We start from the raw sequence: 15532 nt of genomic DNA on the forward strand, positions 1-15532 counted from the left end.
ACGGCAATGCCTGGCCGAAGGTCTCGTCCACCCGTGTGATCACGGGCCCGGCCACCGGGAACCCGAGGGTTCCAGTGTGTCGACGACCGGTTCGCAGGACTACTCCCCTTCGCAGTCACTGAGTGTACAGGGCATCTGTGTGGGTGTCGCATGAGTACGGGACGAGCGGGTAGAAGGAGGGCATTCCGCGCGGATGGATCATCTCGGGTCAATCGGTACCCGAGGGCCGTGCGGGGAGGATGGAACAAGGCACCATGACCGGCGCACCCGACGAAGACACCGCCGACGTGATCCTGCAGGCCCTGAGCGCCCTGGCCCATGACGGAGGGGACCGGCACGCGCGGGCGACGCTGGCAGACAGCGCCGTACTGATCCCGTCCTACGGCTCCGACGCCGGCGGGGACTCCGTGAAGCTGATCCTGCCGGTGAAGGAGCGGACCGTGCTGGTCTTCACCTCGGAGGCACGCATGGTCCACTCCCTGCCGGACGTCCTCTACTACTGTCTCGTCCCGCTCGGCACGCTCCCCGCGCACTGGCCAGAGAGGAACCCCTCCCTGACCATCGACGCCGGCTCGCCGGAGAGCGTGATGCTGACCGCCGAGGGGGTGCGGGTACTGCTCGCCGACGGTGCCGCCGGTGGCTGAGCGTCCGCCTCAGGTCGACTGGCGCTTCACCAGCTCCGTCGGCAGGATCACCGCCGCCGGGTCCTCGCCGCCGATCTGCGCGAGCAGCACCCGGACCATCTCGGAGCTGATGCGGTCGTAGGGCTGGCGGATCGTGGTGAGTTCGGGGCTCGCCGCGACCGCCGCGGAGGAGTCGTCGAAGCCGCCCACCGCCACGTCCCCGGGGACGCTCCGGCCCGCCCGGTGCAGTGCGCTCAGCACGCCCTGCGCCATCAGGTCGGAGGCCACGAAGACCGCGTCCATGTCCGGCGTACGCTCCAGGAGGAGCTCGGCGCCCGCCTCGCCGCTGGCCCGGCTGTAGTCGCCGGAGGTGACGAGGCGTTCGTCCAGGTCGATGCCCGCCTCGGTGAGCACCTCCCGGTAGCCGGCGAGGCGCTCGACACCGCCGGGGGTGTCCAGCGGGCCGGTCACCATGCCCACCCGGCGCCGGCCGAGCGACACCAGGTGGCGCACCATGTCGCGGGCGCCGTCCCGGTCGTCCGCGGCCACGTAACTGATCTTGGAGCCGACGCCGATGGGCTTGCCGCACATGACGAGCGGCACACCGGCGTCGCGCAGTTGCTCGGCCACCGGGTCGCCGGAGTGGCTGGAGACCAGCAGCACCCCGTCGACATGGCCCGCCGTGATGTACCGCGTGATGCGGCGCCGCTCGTCCTCGGTGCCCGCCAGCATCAGCAGCAGCGGGATGTCGTGCGCCGCGAGTGCCTGGGTGCAACCGCGCAGCAGGACATTGAAGTTGGGGTCCTCGAAGAACCTCTCCTGCGGCTCGGTGAGCAGGAAGCCGATCGAGTCCGAGCGTCCGGTGATCAGCGAGCGGGCGTGCCGGTTCACGACGTAACCCGTCTTGCGGATGGCGGCGTTGACCGCTTCCTGGGCACCGGGGCTCACATAGTGCCCGCCGTTCAGGACGCGTGACACGGTGCCCCGGGACACTCCCGCCTCGCGCGCGACATCGTGAATCGTCGGCGGTCGGCGCCGGCCCCCCGATTGGCTCATGGTCACGACTTTACGGCTCCCGACAGCAGATCAAGACTCCAGAACCGCTGGATGACCAGGAAGAGCGCGACGAGCGGGATCACCGCGAGCAGCGCGCCGGTGATCACCAGCGTATAGAGGGCCGGAGTGTTGGAGCCCTGTTCGAGGAGGGTGAACAGCCCGAGGGTGATCGGGAACTTCTCGTCGTCGCTGAGCATGATGTACGGCAGCAGGAAGTTGTTCCACACCGCCACGAACTGGAACAGGAAGACCGTCACCAGGCCGGGCACCATCATGGGCAGCGCGATCCGTGTGAAGATCCGCAGCTCGCTCGCCCCGTCCATCCGCCCCGCCTCGACGACGTCGGTGGGCACGGCCGCGGCGGAGTAGATCCGCGCGAGATACACGCCGTACGGGGACAGGACCAGCGGCAGCAGCACGGACGCGTACGAATCCGTGAGGTCGGCCTTGGCCATGAGCAGGTACTGCGGGACGGCGAGGATCACCGGTGGCATCAGCACGCCGGCGAGGAGGATGTTGAAGACGGTCTCGCGGCCACGGAAGCGGTACATGGCGAGGGCGTATCCGCTGAACGCGGAGACGACCGTCGACAGGAGGGCACCGAGGCCCGCGTAGAGGGCGGAGTTCCCCATCCACTTCCAGTACACGCCGTCGCGGTAGGCGTTGAGGTCCTTGATGTTCTCGGTGAAGCCCGTGCCCGGCAGGAACGTGAACGTCGAGAACAGCTCGCTGCCCGACTTGGTCGCCGCGATCACCACCCAGGCCACCGGCAGCAGGCAGTAGACCGCGCCGATGAGCAGGGTCACCGTCGGGACGAAGGCGATCCGGCGGCGGGGCGGCGGCCCCTGGGCGGTGCCGGGCGTCGTACTTGCGGCCGGGGCCGCCTTGCGGACGGCAAGAGAACTCATCGCGCTGCCTCCTGCTTGTTACGGGAGTTCGCGGCCCGCAGGAAGCCGAAGGACAGGACCAGCGTGACGATCGCGATGATCACCGCGGTCGCCGCGGCGGAGTGGATGTCGCCCTTGCCGAAGGCGTCCTGGTACACCTTCATCAGCGGACTCCAGGTCGTGGAGACGGAGTTGGTGAGGGGCTTGAGCGTGGTCGGCTCGCTGAACACCTGGAGCGTCGCGATGATCGAGAAGAAGAAGGTGAGCACCAGCGAGGGCACCACCATCGGGATCTTGATCCGGAGCGCGGTCTGCAGCGGGGTGGCGCCGTCGAGCTTCGCCGCCTCGTACACCTCGGTGGGGATGGCCCGCAGCGAGGTGTAGATGACGATCATGTTGAAGCCGGTGCCGCCCCACACCGCGATGTTGGACAGGGCGATGTAGAGCGGCCCGCCGTCCAGCAGGTCCGGCTGCGGCAGGCCCAGCCGGTCGAGGACGAAGTAGAAGGGGCTGACGTCCGGCAGGTAGAGGAAGCCCCAGAGCATCGCCGCGACGACACCGGGGATGGCGTACGGCAGGAAGATCGCGAGCCGGGTGACCGGCGCGAGACGGACCCGCTCGGTGTCGAGCATCAGCGCGAAGAGCAGGGCGAGCCCGAGCATCACCGGGACGACGACGGCGCCGTACCCGAGCACCCGCAGGGCTCCGGCGAGCAGTTCGGGGTCGGTGAGGGAGTCGCTGTAGTTCTCGAAGCCCGCCCAGACCTCAGACCGCGCACCCGCTCCCAGACCCAGGCCCTTGACCTGCACCTTGTGCAGGCTGAGCCAGACCGCGTAGCCGATGGGCAGTGCGAAGAAGAGGGCGAAGAGGATCGTCGCGGGGAGGAGGAAGGCGTACGGGGCCCCCTTGACCCCGTACGACTTCCGGTTCCGGCGTGCGCTTGTCACTCCGCTACCTCGAAGCCCTGCTTCTTGAGGTCGGCGACGGTGTCGTCCTGCATCTTCCGCAGGGCGGCGCCGAAGTCGGACTTGTCCTTGGCGGCCGCGCCGAAGGCGTCCTTGAACGTGGTGTACGCGACGTTCACGTTCGGGCCCCAGGCGGAGGGCGCGGTGGTCTTCGCGATGTCGGCGGCCTGGGTGTAGAAGTCCGGCTGGTTCGAGAAGTACACCGGCGGCTCGGTGAAGGCGCCGCTGGTCTGCGCGTTCGTGGCGGCCGGGTAGATGCCGCCCTCCTTCGCGAGCGCGGTCAGCGCGGCGGGGTCCGTGTTCAGCCAGGTCGCGAACTTCGCGGCGGCCGACTTGTGCTTCGAGTCCGTGGTGACGGCCGTGGACGAACCGCCCCAGCTGCCCGTGACGTTGTCGGAGGCGGACCACTGCGGCAGCGGGGCCATCGCCCACTTGCCCTTGGTGTCGGGTGCGGCGGTGGTGAGGGTGCCCGGCGCCCAGACCGCGCTCACCCAGGCGATCTGCTTGCCGGTGTTCAGTGCCTTGTTCCAGGCGGGTGTGTACATCGGCTGGTTGTCGATCGCGCCCTCCTCGACGAGACCGCCCCAGAAGTCGGCGACCTTCTGGGAGGCCGCGTCGTCGATGCCGACCTTCCACTTGTCGCCCTCGGTGGTCCACCACTTGGCGCCGGCCTGCTGCGCAAGTCCGGCGAAGAGCCCGGAGTCGTTGGCGGAGAAGGTGGTCAGGTCCGTCTCCGGTGCCTTCTTCTTCAGCGCGCGGGCGGTCTCGGCGAACTCCTCCCAGGTCTGCGGGACTTCGAGGCCGTACTTCTTGAACAGGTCCTGGCGGTAGTAGAACATCATCGGCCCGGAGTCCTGCGGGATCGCGTACACCGCGTCCGAACCCAGCGTGGTCTGCTGCCACACGCCCTCGGCGAACTTGTCCTTCACGCCGTACACGTCACCGGCTATGTCGGCGAGCGCGTCATTGCTGACCAGCGTCGGCAGGGCCTGGTACTCGGCCTGCACCAGGTCCGGGGCCTTCTTGGCCTTGTGCGCCGTGAGGATCTTGGTGACCAGTGTGTCGCCGGACGCCTGCTTCTTGACGGTGACCGTGATCTGGTCCTTCTCGCCCTGGCCCTTGTTCCACAGGTCGGCGACCTTGTCCATGCCGGGCGTCCAGGACCAGTAGGTCAGCGAGACGGGCCCCGAGTCGGCCCCGTCGTCTTTGCCGGAGTCGTCGTCCGAGGACCCGCAGGCGGCGAGTGCGGTGGCGCCGAGCGTGACGGCGACCGAGATGGTCACGAGGCGACGCAGCTTCGTGTGTGGCATGGATGTATCTCCCTGACCGTGGTCTCCGCCTGCTGCGGAGGCCTGCCATGCTTCTGTGAGCGTTCACAGTAGAGAAACATCCCGGACACTTGTCAATGGTTGTTGCTGTGCGGTTATGTTGGCCTCACGCCGCTGAAACAGTGTGTGCACGTTCCCAAATGATCGATTTACCGGGAGACAATCCATGCCGGAGTCCAAGCCGGAGACCACCCCCAAGGGCCTTGAGCGGCTCGCCTTCGGTGGCGACTACAACCCCGAGCAGTGGCCGGAGTCCGTCTGGCCCGAGGACGTCCGGCTGATGCGTGAGGCCGGGGTCACGATGGTCAGCGTCGGGATCTTCTCCTGGGCGCTGCTCGAACCCTCGCCGGGCACCTACGACTTCGGCTGGCTCGACCGGCTGCTGGACCTGCTGCACGAGAACGGGATACGCGCCGACCTCGGTACGCCGACGGTGGCGCCGCCGGCCTGGTTCTACCGGCAGCACCCCGAGGCGCTGCCCGTCGCCGCCGACGGCACGCGCTACGAGTTCGGCTCACGCGGCGCCATCTGCCACAGCAACACGCACTACCGGTCGGCCGCCGCGAACATCACCGAGCGGCTGGCGGAGCGGTACGCCGCACATCCCGCACTCGCCCTGTGGCACGTCCACAACGAGTACGGGGTGCCGGTCTCGGCCTGCTACTGCGAGAGCTGCGCGGCGCATTTCCGGCGCTGGCTGGCCCGGACGTACGGCACGGCCGACCCGACCGGCGCGGCGGACTCGACCGGCACGGCTGGCGGGGTCGGCACGGGCACCGCGATCGGTACAGGCGGCACAGGTGGCACAGGCGGCGCGATCGGTACAGGCCGTGCGATCGACGCGGTCAACGAGGCCTGGGGCACGGCCTTCTGGGGTCAGCGGTACGCGGACCTCGACCAGATCAACCCGCCCCGGCTGGCCCCTACGGTCGGCAACCCGGCCCAGGCGCTCGACTACAAGCGGTTCGCCGACGCCACCATGCGCGAGAACTTCGTGGCCGAGCGGGACATCCTGCACCGCCTGGCACCCGGCATCCCGGTCACCACGAACTTCATGACCGCCCTCAGTCAGTGCGACTCCGTCGACTACTGGGCCTGGGGCCGCGAGGTCGACCTCGTGAGCAACGACCACTACCTGATCACCGACGGCCGCCGTACGCACGTGAACCTCGCGATGGCCGCCGACCTCACCCGTTCCGTGGCGGGCGGCGCCCCCTGGCTGCTGCTCGAACACTCCACGTCGGGCGTCAACTGGCAGCCCCGCAACCCCGCGAAGGCCCCCGGCCAGATGGCCCGCAACTCGCTCGCCCACGTGGCCAGGGGCTCCGAAGGCGCGATGTTCTTCCAGTGGCGGCAGTCCCGGCGCGGCGCGGAGAAGTTCCACTCGTCGATGCTGCCGCACGCCGGAACGGACTCGCGCGTCTGGCGCGAGGTGGTCGAACTCGGCGCGGCCGTCGACTCGTTGAGCCAGATACGCGGCTCCCGCACACAGGCCGACGTCGCGGTCCTGTGGGACTGGCACTCCTGGTGGGCGCAGACCCTCCAGTGGCGTCCGAGCGAGGACCACGACCCGCGCGAGCGCGCCGACGCCTTCTACGAGGCCCTCTACGACCGGCACCTCACCGTCGACTTCGCCCACCCGGAAGCGGACCTGTCGGCGTATCCGCTGGTCGTCGTACCGGCCCTGTACCTGATGACCGAGGCCGCCGGGCTGAACCTCAAGGAGTACGTGGAGAACGGCGGCACCCTCGTCGTCTCCTACTTCTCCGGCATCGTCGACGAGCACGACGCCGTGCACGACGGCGCGTACCCCGGGCCGCTGCGTGACGTACTCGGCCTGACGGTCGAGGAGTTCTCGCCGCTGCAGGTCGGCGACCAGGTCCGCATCACGGGCCCGGACGGCTCGGAACTCGCCGGTGACGTGTGGAGCGAGTTCGTGGTGCCGCGTGGCGCCGAGACCGTGTGGACGTACGCCGACGGGCTCGCCGCCGGCCATCCGGCGGTCACCCGGCACCGGCTCGGCGAAGGCTCCGCCTGGTACGTGTCCACGCGGCTCGGGGCGCAGGGGCTGGACGCGCTGATCGGCTGGGCCGCGGAGGACGCGCGGATCGCGCCGCGGGGCGATCTGCCGCGTGACGTCGAAGTGGTGCGGCGGGTGGGGGAGTCGGGGGCGTTCCTCTTCGCGATCAACCACTCCGGTGTGGAGGTCAAGGTGCCGCTCGATGCGCACGGGACGGAGCTGCTCACGGGGGAGCGGGCGGCGGGGCGGCTCGCGGTGCCCGCGGGAGCCGTTCGGGTCGTGCGGCTCGACGACTGATCCGGCCCGCAGTTTTCGCCCCCGCCGCCCCTACCCGTCCCGTCACTGCATGGGGCTGCGCCCCTCGCCCCCTGATCGCGCTGCGCGCTCGTCCTCAAACGCCGGACGGGCTGAAACGTATTCAGCCCGTCCGGCGTTTGAGGACCGGGGGTTCGGGGGCGGCGCCCCCGAGTACGGGACGGGTAGGGGCGGCGGGGGCGAGCAAACCCCCCGGCACAAACCGGGGTACACATCCACATCACGTCGAAGGGACAACGACGACGATGTTCCATCCCAGACGCACACTCAAGGCCCTCCTCCTACCGCTGGCAGCAGGCCTGGCACTGACCGTGCTGCCCGCGCAGAGCGCAACCGCGGCGACCACCCTCACCAACGCCGGCTTCGAATCGGACGGCACCGGCACGGCGACCCCGGCCGGCTGGTCGACCTACTCGGCGGCCGGCCAGACCGCGGCCTCCTTCACCGAGTCCGGCGGCCACGGCGGAAGCTACCGGCTCACGCACTACTCGGCCTCCGCGTACAAGGTGGAGACGTACCAGTACCTCTCCGGTCTCACCAACGGCACCTACAAGCTCACCGCCTGGGTGCGTTCGGGCGGCGGCCAGAACTCCGCGTACCTCGCGCTCAAGAACTGCGGGAGCGTGGAGCAGCGCACCGACATCCCGGTGTCGTCCAGCGGATGGCTCCGGATCGTCACCTCCATAGCGGTGACGAACAACCAGTGCACGATCAGCGTCAACTCCGACGCGAAGGCCGGCAACTGGATCAACGTCGACGACCTGACCTTCACCTCCGGATCGACGGCCCTGTCCATCAAGGGTTCCGACGTCTCGTCACTCGCCAAGAGCGAGGCCAAGGGCGGCGTCTACAAGAACAGTTCCGGCACCACCGGTGACGCCCTCGCCATCCTCAGGTCCGCCGGGCAGAACTACGCCCGCCTCAAGGTGTGGGTGAACCCGGCCGACGGCTACAACAACAAGGCGCGCGTCCTCGCGACCGCCAAGCGCGTCAAGGCGCAGGGCATGAAGCTCCTCGTCGACTTCCACTACTCGGACACCTGGGCCGACCCGGGCGCCCAGTCCAAGCCCGCCGCCTGGGCCGGACACTCCTACAGCCGGCTGAGGACGGACGTCTACAACCACACGTACGACGTCCTGAACGCCCTGAAAGCCCAGGGCACCACGGCCGACATGGTGCAGGTCGGCAACGAGATCAACGGCGGCATGCTCTGGAACGAGGGCTCCACCTCGAACTGGGCGCAGCTCGCCGGGCTCCTCAACTCGGGCTACGACGCGGTCAAGGCGGTCAGCTCGGGTACGACCGTGGCGATCCACCTCGCCAAGGGCGGTGACCTCGCGGGCACCCGCTGGTGGTTCGACAGCGCCGTCTCCAACGGTGTGAAGTTCGACGTCATCGGCCTGTCCTACTACGGCTACTGGCACGGCACACTCGCCGACTTCCAGACCACCCTGGACGACGCCGCGTCCCGCTACGGCAAGCCGGTCTATCTCGCCGAGACGGCCTACCCCTTCCGGCTGGACAGCGAGGACCCGACCGAGAACATCATCGACCTCGCCAGTGAACTCGTCCCCGGCTACGCCGCTTCGACGGCCGGCCAGACACAGTGGATGAAGGACGTGGCCAGCATCGTGGAGGCCGTCCCGAACGGCCGCGGCCTCGGCATCTTCTACTGGGAGTCCACCTGGACCGCGGTGACCGGCAACGGCTGGGACCCGACGGACCCCTCGTCCGGCAACGGCTGGGAGAACCAGGCCCTGTTCGGCTACGACGACAGGGCGCTGCCGGCGATGGCGTGGTTCAGCCACCGGTGACGGACCCTACGTGAACAACGGGGGTGGGTCGGAAACGGGCAGCCGTTTCCGACCCACCCCCCTGCGGCTCCCGTCACTCCCGCCAGAACGGCTCCCGCAGCTTGAACTTCTGCAGCTTCCCGGTCGCCGTACGCGGCAGCGACTCCACGAAGTCGACCCGCTTCGGTGTCTTGAAACCGGCGAGCCGCGTACGGCAGTGGGCGATCAACTCCTCGGCGGTGACACCGGATCCGTCCGTCACCACGAGCGCGGTCACCGACTCGCCCCACCTGGCGTCCGGTATGCCGATCACCGCCACCTCGCGCACCGCCGGATGCGAGGTGATGACGTCCTCCACCTCGATCGACGACACGTTCTCGCCGCCGGAGATGATGACGTCCTTCTTGCGGTCGGAGATCACCAAGTAGCCTTCGTCGTCGAGGTATCCGCCGTCCCCGGTGTGGAACCAGCCGCCCTCCTGGGCCTTCGCCGTCTCCTCTGGCTGTTCCCAGTAGCCGTCGAGGTTGTGGTTGGACGCGGTCAGCACCTCACCGTCCACGTCGACGTCCACGCGTACGCCGAGAGCGGGCACCCCGGCCCGCCCGAGCCTGCGGGCCCGTTCGGCGGGCTCCAGGCCGTCCCACTCCGCGCGGCCCCGGTTCACCGTGACGAGCGGCGAGGTCTCGGTGAGCCCGTAGATCTGGATGAACTCCCAGCCCAGTTCGACCGTCACCCGCTCGATCGTGCGGGTCGGCGGCGGAGCGCCCGCGCAGACGATACGGACCCGGTCGCGGCCGGGGATCTCGCCCTCCCAGTCGGCGGCGGCGTCGAGCACGGCGTTCAGCACGGCGGGCGCCGCGCACATCAGGGTGACGCCGTGCCGTTCGACGCGGCGCAGGATCTCGGCCCCGTCGATCTGCCGGAGCACGATGTGCCGGCCGCCGACGCCCGTGACTCCGTACGGCATGCCCCAGCCGTTGGCGTGGAACATCGGGAGCGTGTGGAGGTAGACGTCACGGTCGCTGATCGTGGTGTGCAGTCCGAACACGGTCGCGTTCAGCCAGAGGTTGCGGTGGGTGAGCTGAACTCCCTTGGGGCGCGCGGTCGTTCCGGACGTGTAGTTGACGCTGGCCGTCGCGCCCTCGTCCGGCTCCGCCCAGTCGCGCGGTTCGACGCCGCGCAGGAAGAGATCGTCGTCGTCGCCGAGCACGAACTTGTGCTTCACGTCGAGGGTGTCGAGCACGTCCGCGCGGGAGGCGTCCGCGTACACCACCGAGGCGCCGGAGTGCCGGACGATGTAGTCGATCTCCGACCGGGTGAGCCGGAAGTTCACCGGTACGAGGACGCGCCCCCAGCCGGAGACGCCGAAGAACGAGGTCAGCAGCCGTGCCGAGTTCTGTGAGATCACCGCGACCCGGCCGCCCACCGGGATGTCCAGCCGGCCGAGCCTGGCAGCCTGCGCGCGAGCGAGTGCCGCCAGCTCCCGGTAGGTGAGCTCGCCGAGGCTCGGCCCCGGCTGTTCCGGTTCGTCGACGACCGCGACGCGGTCCGGGTAGACGTGGGCCGCGCGGTCGAGGAAGTCACGGACGGTCAGCGGGTAGTACACGACAGCACCTCCGGTTCGGTGGTTCCTTCCTACCTCGCCGGACTGCCTCCGTACCCCGTGAACCCGGTGCGGATCGACGCGGACCGGTGCGGATCCTCGCGACTCGGGCTGCGGACCCCGAGGGTCGGCTGCGGATCCCCGCGGACCCGTTGCGGAGCGACGCGCCCGAAGAGTACTGTCCGACACACCTAATCAACATATTGAGTATCAGCGAGAGAGTGAGAGGTGGATGATGACGCACCCCTTCCGTAAGGCGGTCGAGGACGGCGACCACGCGGCGGTCGTCGACCTGCTCTCCGAGGACGTCGTGTTCACCAGCCCGGTGGTCTTCAAGCCGTACGCCGGAAAGGCGATCACCTCCGCGATCCTGGGCGCGGTCATCCAGGTCTTCGAGGACTTCCGCTACGTCCGGGAGGTCGCGGACCCCGGCGGCCGTGACCTCGTCCTCGTCTTCGAGGCGCGGGTGGGGGACCGTGCCCTCCAGGGCTGCGACATCCTGCACTTCGACGAGGACGGCCGCATCGACGACCTCACCGTCATGGTCCGCCCCCTGTCGGCGGCCCAGGCGCTCCAGGCGGCGATGGCGGCCCGCTTCGACGCCATCGCCGAGGAGGCGTCGGGCGCGGCCTGACCGGCACCTGTCCGTCACCGGGAGTTAGCCTGATCTCCGGCCCCGGATCAGGAGACACCGCGCATGACCAGCCCCCACCCGGAGACGGTGGACGAACCCACGGAACCCGGCGCGCCCGCGCGGCGCGTGCCGGTGTGGCGCGGCCAGGGGCCCGCCGTGGCGGTGGTCGCGCTCGGCGGCGCGGCCGGTGCGTCGGCGCGCTACGGGGCGGCGCTGCTCTGGCCCGCGCAGGCGGGCGGTTTCCCGTGGACCACGTTCTGGGTCAATGTCGTCGGCTGCTTCGTGATCGGTGTCTTCATGGTCCTGATCAGCGAGGTGTGGACGCCCCACCCGTTGGTGCGCCCCTTCTTCGGCACCGGGGTGCTGGGCGGCTTCACCACCTTCTCGACGTACGCCGTCGACATCCAGAGGCTGATGGACGAGGGGCGTCCCCGCACCGCCCTCGCCTATCTCGCCGCCACCCTCGTTGCGGCGCTCGCCGCCGTGTGGCTGGCCGTGACGCTGACACGTCGCATGCCGGTCCGGCGGGGCGCGGGGGAGCGGCCGTCGTGAACTGGGTACTGGTGATCGTCGGCGGCATGGTCGGCGCACCCCTGCGCTATCTCACCGACCGCACGGTCCGGTCCCGGTACGGCTCCGCCTTCCCCTGGGGCACCTTCACCGTGAACGTCGTCGGCTGCCTGATCCTCGGCACCCTCACCGGCGCCGCCGTGGCGGGAGCGGCCTCCTCCCACCTCCAACTGCTGCTCGGCACGGGCCTGTGCGGGGCGCTGACCACGTACTCGACGTTCTCGTACGAAACGCTGCGCCTGGCCGAGGACGGCTCCCGTTTCCATGCCGCCGTCAACGCGATCGCGAGCGTGGCCGCGGGGCTGGGGGCGGCTTTCGTAGGGGTCGCGGTGGCCCAGGTCATCTGGACGTAGCCGCGAAGGCCGTATCCGGGCTGCCGTCCGAACGTGGTCGCCGGGCCCATCTCCGGGCACGGGGGACCGGTCGCCGGTGTGACGCCGGACTGCGGGCCTTGACAGTCGCCTTCCGCGCCCCGCAGGATCACCCACGTGAACCTGTCAGACAGCCAGACAGCTGGCTCCGTGCCGAGGCGTATCAGTGCGATGGAAGCCGTGCTCGGGCATCTTCGTGGTGCCATCGAGCGCGGTGAGTACGCCGTGGGGGACAAGCTGCCCTCCGAAGCGGAGCTGTGCCGACGGCTGGAGGTCAGCAGGCCTGTACTGCGGGAGGCCCTGCGCGCCCTGCAGACCATGGGACTGACCGTGTCCCGGACCGGCAAGGGCACGTTCGTCGTGTCGGCCGGGATCGTCGAGGACCCCACCTTCGGCGACTACACGGCCAGTGACCTGATGGAGGTCCGCCGGCATGTCGAGATCCCGGTGGCCGGATACGCCGCCGTGCGCCGGACACCCGAGGACCTCGACCACCTGGCCCATCTCCTCGAACGGATGGAGCGCGAGCGGGACACCACCGCGTGGGTCGCCATGGACACGCTCTTCCACCTCGCCGTGGCGCAGGCCGCCCAGAACCCGGTCTTCCGCCGGGTGATCGAGGAGATCCGGGACGCGCTGGCCCGGCAGTCCGCGTTCCTCACCGAGCTGGGCGGCCGTCGTGAGCAGTCCAACCGTGAACACCGCGCCATCGTCGAGGCCCTCGTCGACGGCAGCGCGTCCGACGCGACCGACGCCATGGCACACCACCTCGACCGCGTCGAGACGACCCTCACCGCGATCGTGCGCCCCGAGCGCACCGACCCCGCGGGCACCCCCACAGAAGGCGGAACCAAGGCGTGAGCGAGCAGTCCCTCGAAGAACAGACGCAGCCGGCGGAGGGGAAGAGGAGGAAGAGCGGCCATGTCGACGCCGGTGACGCGGGATACAGCAAGTCCCTGAAGTCCCGGCACGTCAACATGATCGCCATCGGCGGGGCCATCGGCACCGGGCTCTTCCTCGGCGCCGGCGGCCGGCTCGCCGAGGCGGGCCCGTCCCTCTTCCTCGCCTACGCCGTCTGCGGAGTCTTCGCCTTCCTCGTCGTCCGCGCCCTCGGCGAGCTCGTCCTGTACCGGCCGTCATCCGGCGCCTTCGTGTCGTACGCCCGGGAGTTCCTCGGCGAGAAGGGCGCCTACACCGCGGGCTGGATGTACTTCCTGAACTGGGCGACCACCGGCGTCGCCGACATCACCGCGGTCGCCACCTACACCCACTACTGGGGCATGTTCTCCGACATCCCCCAGTGGGTGATCGCCCTGATCGCCCTCGCGGTCGTGCTCACCGTGAACCTCATCTCGGTGAAGATCTTCGGCGAGCTGGAGTTCTGGTTCGCCATCGTCAAGGTCGGCGCGCTCGTCGCCTTCATGCTGATCGGCATCTTCGTGCTGGTCACCCAGCAGCCCGTCGACGGAGCCACCCCCGGCCCCTCCCTCATCACCGACAACGGCGGCCTCTTCCCCAACGGCCTGCTGCCGATGCTGCTGATCGTCCAGGGTGTCGTCTTCGCGTACGCCTCCGTCGAACTGGTCGGCGTCGCGGCGGGCGAGACGGAGAACCCCGAGAAGATCCTGCCGAAGGCCATCAACTCGATCATGTGGCGCGTCGGTCTCTTCTACGTCGGCTCGGTGCTGCTGCTGTCCATGCTGCTGCCCTGGAACAAGTACACCGCCGGGGAGAGCCCGTTCGTGACCGTGCTCTCCAACATCGGCATCCCGGCGGCGGGCGGCGTGATGAACCTGGTCGTGATGACCGCCGCCATGTCCAGCCTCAACTCCGGGCTCTACTCGACCGGCCGCATCCTGCGCTCCATGTCGATGTCCGGCTCGGCGCCCAGGTTCACCTCCGTGATGAGCCGCAGCCAGGTCCCGTACGGCGGAATCCTGCTGACCAGCGGTATCTGCGTACTCGGTGTCGGGCTCAACTTCGTCGTTCCCGCCGACGCCTTCGAGATCGTCCTCAACTTCGCCGCGCTCGGCATCCTCGCCACCTGGGGCATGATCATGATCTGTCATCTGCAGTTCTGGCGGAAGTCCGAGGAGGGCGAGGTGGACCGCCCGGGCTACCGGCTGCCGGGCTCGCCCTGGACCGAGCTGGTGACCCTCTTCTTCCTCGCCTCCGTCCTGGTCCTCATGTACGCCGACGGGGGAGCGGGCCGTACGACGGTCCTGTGCCTCCCGCTGATCGTGGCGGCGCTGGTGGCCGGTTGGTACGGCGTACGCCGCCGGGTCACCGCCCTGCGCGACGGCCAGGTGGACGCATGAGCCTCAACGCCCTTCCCGGGTCCGGGAGTTCGCTCGCCGCGGCCCCCTCCGTACGGGAGCCGCTGCACGCGCCCGTCGCCCATCTCGTACGCGGCGGTGTCATCGAGGGCATCCACTACGGCTCGGTGGTCGTGCTGGCCGCCGACGGAAGCGTGGAACTGCAGATCGGTGACATCGAGGCGGCCTTCTACCCGCGCTCGGCACTCAAGCCCGTGCAGGCCGTGGCGATGGTGCGGGCCGGGCTGCCCCTCGAAGGCGACCTGCTCTCCCTGGCCGCCGCCAGCCACTCCGGCGAGGAACGCCACCTCTCCGGCACCCGGCGGATCCTCGAACTCGCCGGACTCACCGAGGACGACCTGCGCAACGTCCCCGACCTGCCCTTCGACCCGGTCGTCCGGGAGGACTGGATCCGCGCCGGGCGACTCCCGTCGAGGCTCGCCCAGAACTGCTCGGGCAAGCACGCCGCGATGCTGTACACGGCACGCCTGAACGGCTGGTCGCTCGACGACTACCTCGACCCCGCGCATCCGCTCCAGCAGGCGATCGCGGAGATCGTCGAGGACCTGACCGGGCAGGCCGTCGCGCAGGTCACGGTCGACGGCTGCGGGGCCCCGCTGTTCGCCGTCTCGCTGCACGGCCTCGCACGCGCCGCGGCCCGGATCACGACGGCCCCGCCGGGCACTCCCGAGGCGCGGGTCGCCGACGCGATGCGCGAGCACGCCGAGATGGCGTCCGGCTCCGGCCGGGACGTCGCCGCGCTGATGCGTGCCGTACCCGGGCTGCTCTCCAAGGACGGCTTCGAGGGCGTACAGGTCGCGGCCCTGCCGGACGGCCGGGCCGTCGCCGTGAAGATCTCCGACGGCGCGGACCGCGCACGCGTACCGGTCACCGCGGCGGCCCTCGCCCGCGCCGGCGTCGACCCGGCCGCGCTCGCCGAGTTCGCCGGGGCGCCGCTCCTCGGGGGCGGCGCGGTGGTGGGCCACATCCGGCCGACCCGCGCGCTCGACCCGCTCACCGAGCCCCCGGCGGCGGCGTAGGCCGCCCGGTCC

General features: G+C 69.8%; 14 protein-coding genes. 9 read left to right on the forward strand and 5 right to left on the reverse strand.

Going from position 1 to position 15532, the window contains the following annotated elements:
- Positions 1-254: 254 nt before the first annotated feature.
- Positions 255-644 carry an SseB family protein gene (locus OHS59_RS39725; protein WP_328498164.1) on the forward strand — a complete coding sequence of 130 codons (390 nt, stop codon included), beginning with the start codon at positions 255-257 and terminating at the stop codon, positions 642-644.
- A gap of 9 nt (positions 645-653) precedes the next feature.
- Here OHS59_RS39725 and OHS59_RS39730 read toward each other — a convergent pair whose 3' ends face one another.
- From OHS59_RS39730 to OHS59_RS39745, 4 genes are read right to left on the reverse strand one after another with little or no spacing between them, the layout of a single operon-like run.
- The gene (locus OHS59_RS39730; RefSeq protein ID WP_328498165.1) at positions 654-1685 is read right to left on the reverse strand and encodes a LacI family DNA-binding transcriptional regulator; all 1032 of its coding nucleotides are present in this window, start codon (positions 1683-1685) and stop codon (positions 654-656) included.
- Complete coding sequence (locus OHS59_RS39735) at positions 1682-2587, reverse strand: carbohydrate ABC transporter permease (RefSeq protein WP_328498166.1); 906 nt, start codon at positions 2585-2587, stop codon at positions 1682-1684. The genes OHS59_RS39730 and OHS59_RS39735 overlap by 4 nt, the downstream gene beginning before the upstream one ends.
- Positions 2584-3513, reverse strand: a complete 930-nt coding sequence (locus OHS59_RS39740; RefSeq protein WP_328498167.1) for a carbohydrate ABC transporter permease — start codon at positions 3511-3513, stop codon at positions 2584-2586. The genes OHS59_RS39735 and OHS59_RS39740 overlap by 4 nt, the downstream gene beginning before the upstream one ends.
- Positions 3510-4841, reverse strand: a complete 1332-nt coding sequence (locus tag OHS59_RS39745; protein WP_328498168.1) for an extracellular solute-binding protein — start codon at positions 4839-4841, stop codon at positions 3510-3512. Before OHS59_RS39745 ends, OHS59_RS39740 begins: the two co-directional genes overlap by 4 nt.
- 184 nt (positions 4842-5025) lie before the next feature.
- Here OHS59_RS39745 and OHS59_RS39750 point away from each other — a divergent pair, with 184 nt between their 5' ends.
- Together OHS59_RS39750 and OHS59_RS39755 are read left to right on the forward strand one after the other, a co-directional pair.
- Positions 5026-7176: a beta-galactosidase gene (locus tag OHS59_RS39750; protein WP_328498169.1), complete on the forward strand. Its 2151-nt coding sequence runs from the start codon at positions 5026-5028 to the stop codon at positions 7174-7176.
- A 263-nt stretch (positions 7177-7439) separates the two neighbouring features.
- The gene (locus OHS59_RS39755) at positions 7440-9008 is read left to right on the forward strand and encodes a glycoside hydrolase family 53 protein (protein WP_328498170.1); all 1569 of its coding nucleotides are present in this window, start codon (positions 7440-7442) and stop codon (positions 9006-9008) included.
- A gap of 73 nt (positions 9009-9081) precedes the next feature.
- Here OHS59_RS39755 and OHS59_RS39760 read toward each other — a convergent pair whose 3' ends face one another.
- Positions 9082-10593, reverse strand: coding sequence for an AMP-binding protein (locus tag OHS59_RS39760; RefSeq protein ID WP_328498171.1), 1512 nt, complete (start codon positions 10591-10593; stop codon positions 9082-9084).
- 229 nt (positions 10594-10822) lie between these two features.
- Between OHS59_RS39760 and OHS59_RS39765 the strand changes: the two genes are divergently transcribed.
- The 6 genes from OHS59_RS39765 to OHS59_RS39790 all read left to right on the forward strand — a co-directional run bounded on the left by OHS59_RS39765 (position 10823) and on the right by OHS59_RS39790 (position 15520).
- Positions 10823-11224: a nuclear transport factor 2 family protein gene (locus OHS59_RS39765; protein ID WP_328498172.1), complete on the forward strand. Its 402-nt coding sequence runs from the start codon at positions 10823-10825 to the stop codon at positions 11222-11224.
- Positions 11225-11287: 63 nt separating this feature from the next.
- Positions 11288-11776: a fluoride efflux transporter CrcB gene (gene crcB / locus OHS59_RS39770; RefSeq protein ID WP_328498173.1), complete on the forward strand. Its 489-nt coding sequence runs from the start codon at positions 11288-11290 to the stop codon at positions 11774-11776.
- Positions 11773-12147 (forward strand): fluoride efflux transporter CrcB, encoded by a 375-nt coding sequence (gene crcB, locus OHS59_RS39775; protein ID WP_328498174.1) that lies wholly within the window; start codon positions 11773-11775, stop codon positions 12145-12147. The genes crcB (OHS59_RS39770) and crcB (OHS59_RS39775) overlap by 4 nt, the downstream gene beginning before the upstream one ends.
- 189 nt (positions 12148-12336) lie before the next feature.
- Complete coding sequence (locus OHS59_RS39780; RefSeq protein ID WP_328498175.1) at positions 12337-13026, forward strand: FadR/GntR family transcriptional regulator; 690 nt, start codon at positions 12337-12339, stop codon at positions 13024-13026.
- Positions 13023-14483, forward strand: a complete 1461-nt coding sequence (locus OHS59_RS39785) for an amino acid permease (RefSeq protein WP_328498176.1) — start codon at positions 13023-13025, stop codon at positions 14481-14483. The genes OHS59_RS39780 and OHS59_RS39785 overlap by 4 nt, the downstream gene beginning before the upstream one ends.
- A complete protein-coding gene (locus OHS59_RS39790; protein ID WP_328498177.1) occupies positions 14480-15520 on the forward strand; it encodes an asparaginase in 1041 nt (346 codons plus the stop codon). Before OHS59_RS39785 ends, OHS59_RS39790 begins: the two co-directional genes overlap by 4 nt.
- Positions 15521-15532: the final 12 nt, after the last annotated feature.

This window comes from Streptomyces sp. NBC_00414, from assembly GCF_036038375.1.
In the GTDB taxonomy this organism is placed as follows: Bacteria; Actinomycetota; Actinomycetes; order Streptomycetales; family Streptomycetaceae; genus Streptomyces.

What these genes read in the sequence shown, in the direction of transcription:
- OHS59_RS39725 (WP_328498164.1), top strand. Translation starts at nt 255, where the DNA reads ATGACCGGCGCACCCGACGAAGACACCGCCGACGTGATCCTGCAGGCC.
- OHS59_RS39735 (WP_328498166.1), bottom strand. Translation starts at nt 2,587, where the DNA reads ATGAGTTCTCTTGCCGTCCGCAAGGCGGCCCCGGCCGCAAGTACGACG.
- OHS59_RS39745 (WP_328498168.1), bottom strand. Translation starts at nt 4,841, where the DNA reads ATGCCACACACGAAGCTGCGTCGCCTCGTGACCATCTCGGTCGCCGTC.
- OHS59_RS39750 (WP_328498169.1), top strand. Translation starts at nt 5,026, where the DNA reads ATGCCGGAGTCCAAGCCGGAGACCACCCCCAAGGGCCTTGAGCGGCTC.
- OHS59_RS39755 (WP_328498170.1), top strand. Translation starts at nt 7,440, where the DNA reads ATGTTCCATCCCAGACGCACACTCAAGGCCCTCCTCCTACCGCTGGCA.
- OHS59_RS39765 (WP_328498172.1), top strand. Translation starts at nt 10,823, where the DNA reads ATGATGACGCACCCCTTCCGTAAGGCGGTCGAGGACGGCGACCACGCG.
- crcB (WP_328498173.1), top strand. Translation starts at nt 11,288, where the DNA reads ATGACCAGCCCCCACCCGGAGACGGTGGACGAACCCACGGAACCCGGC.
- OHS59_RS39780 (WP_328498175.1), top strand. Translation starts at nt 12,337, where the DNA reads ATGGAAGCCGTGCTCGGGCATCTTCGTGGTGCCATCGAGCGCGGTGAG.
- OHS59_RS39790 (WP_328498177.1), top strand. Translation starts at nt 14,480, where the DNA reads ATGAGCCTCAACGCCCTTCCCGGGTCCGGGAGTTCGCTCGCCGCGGCC.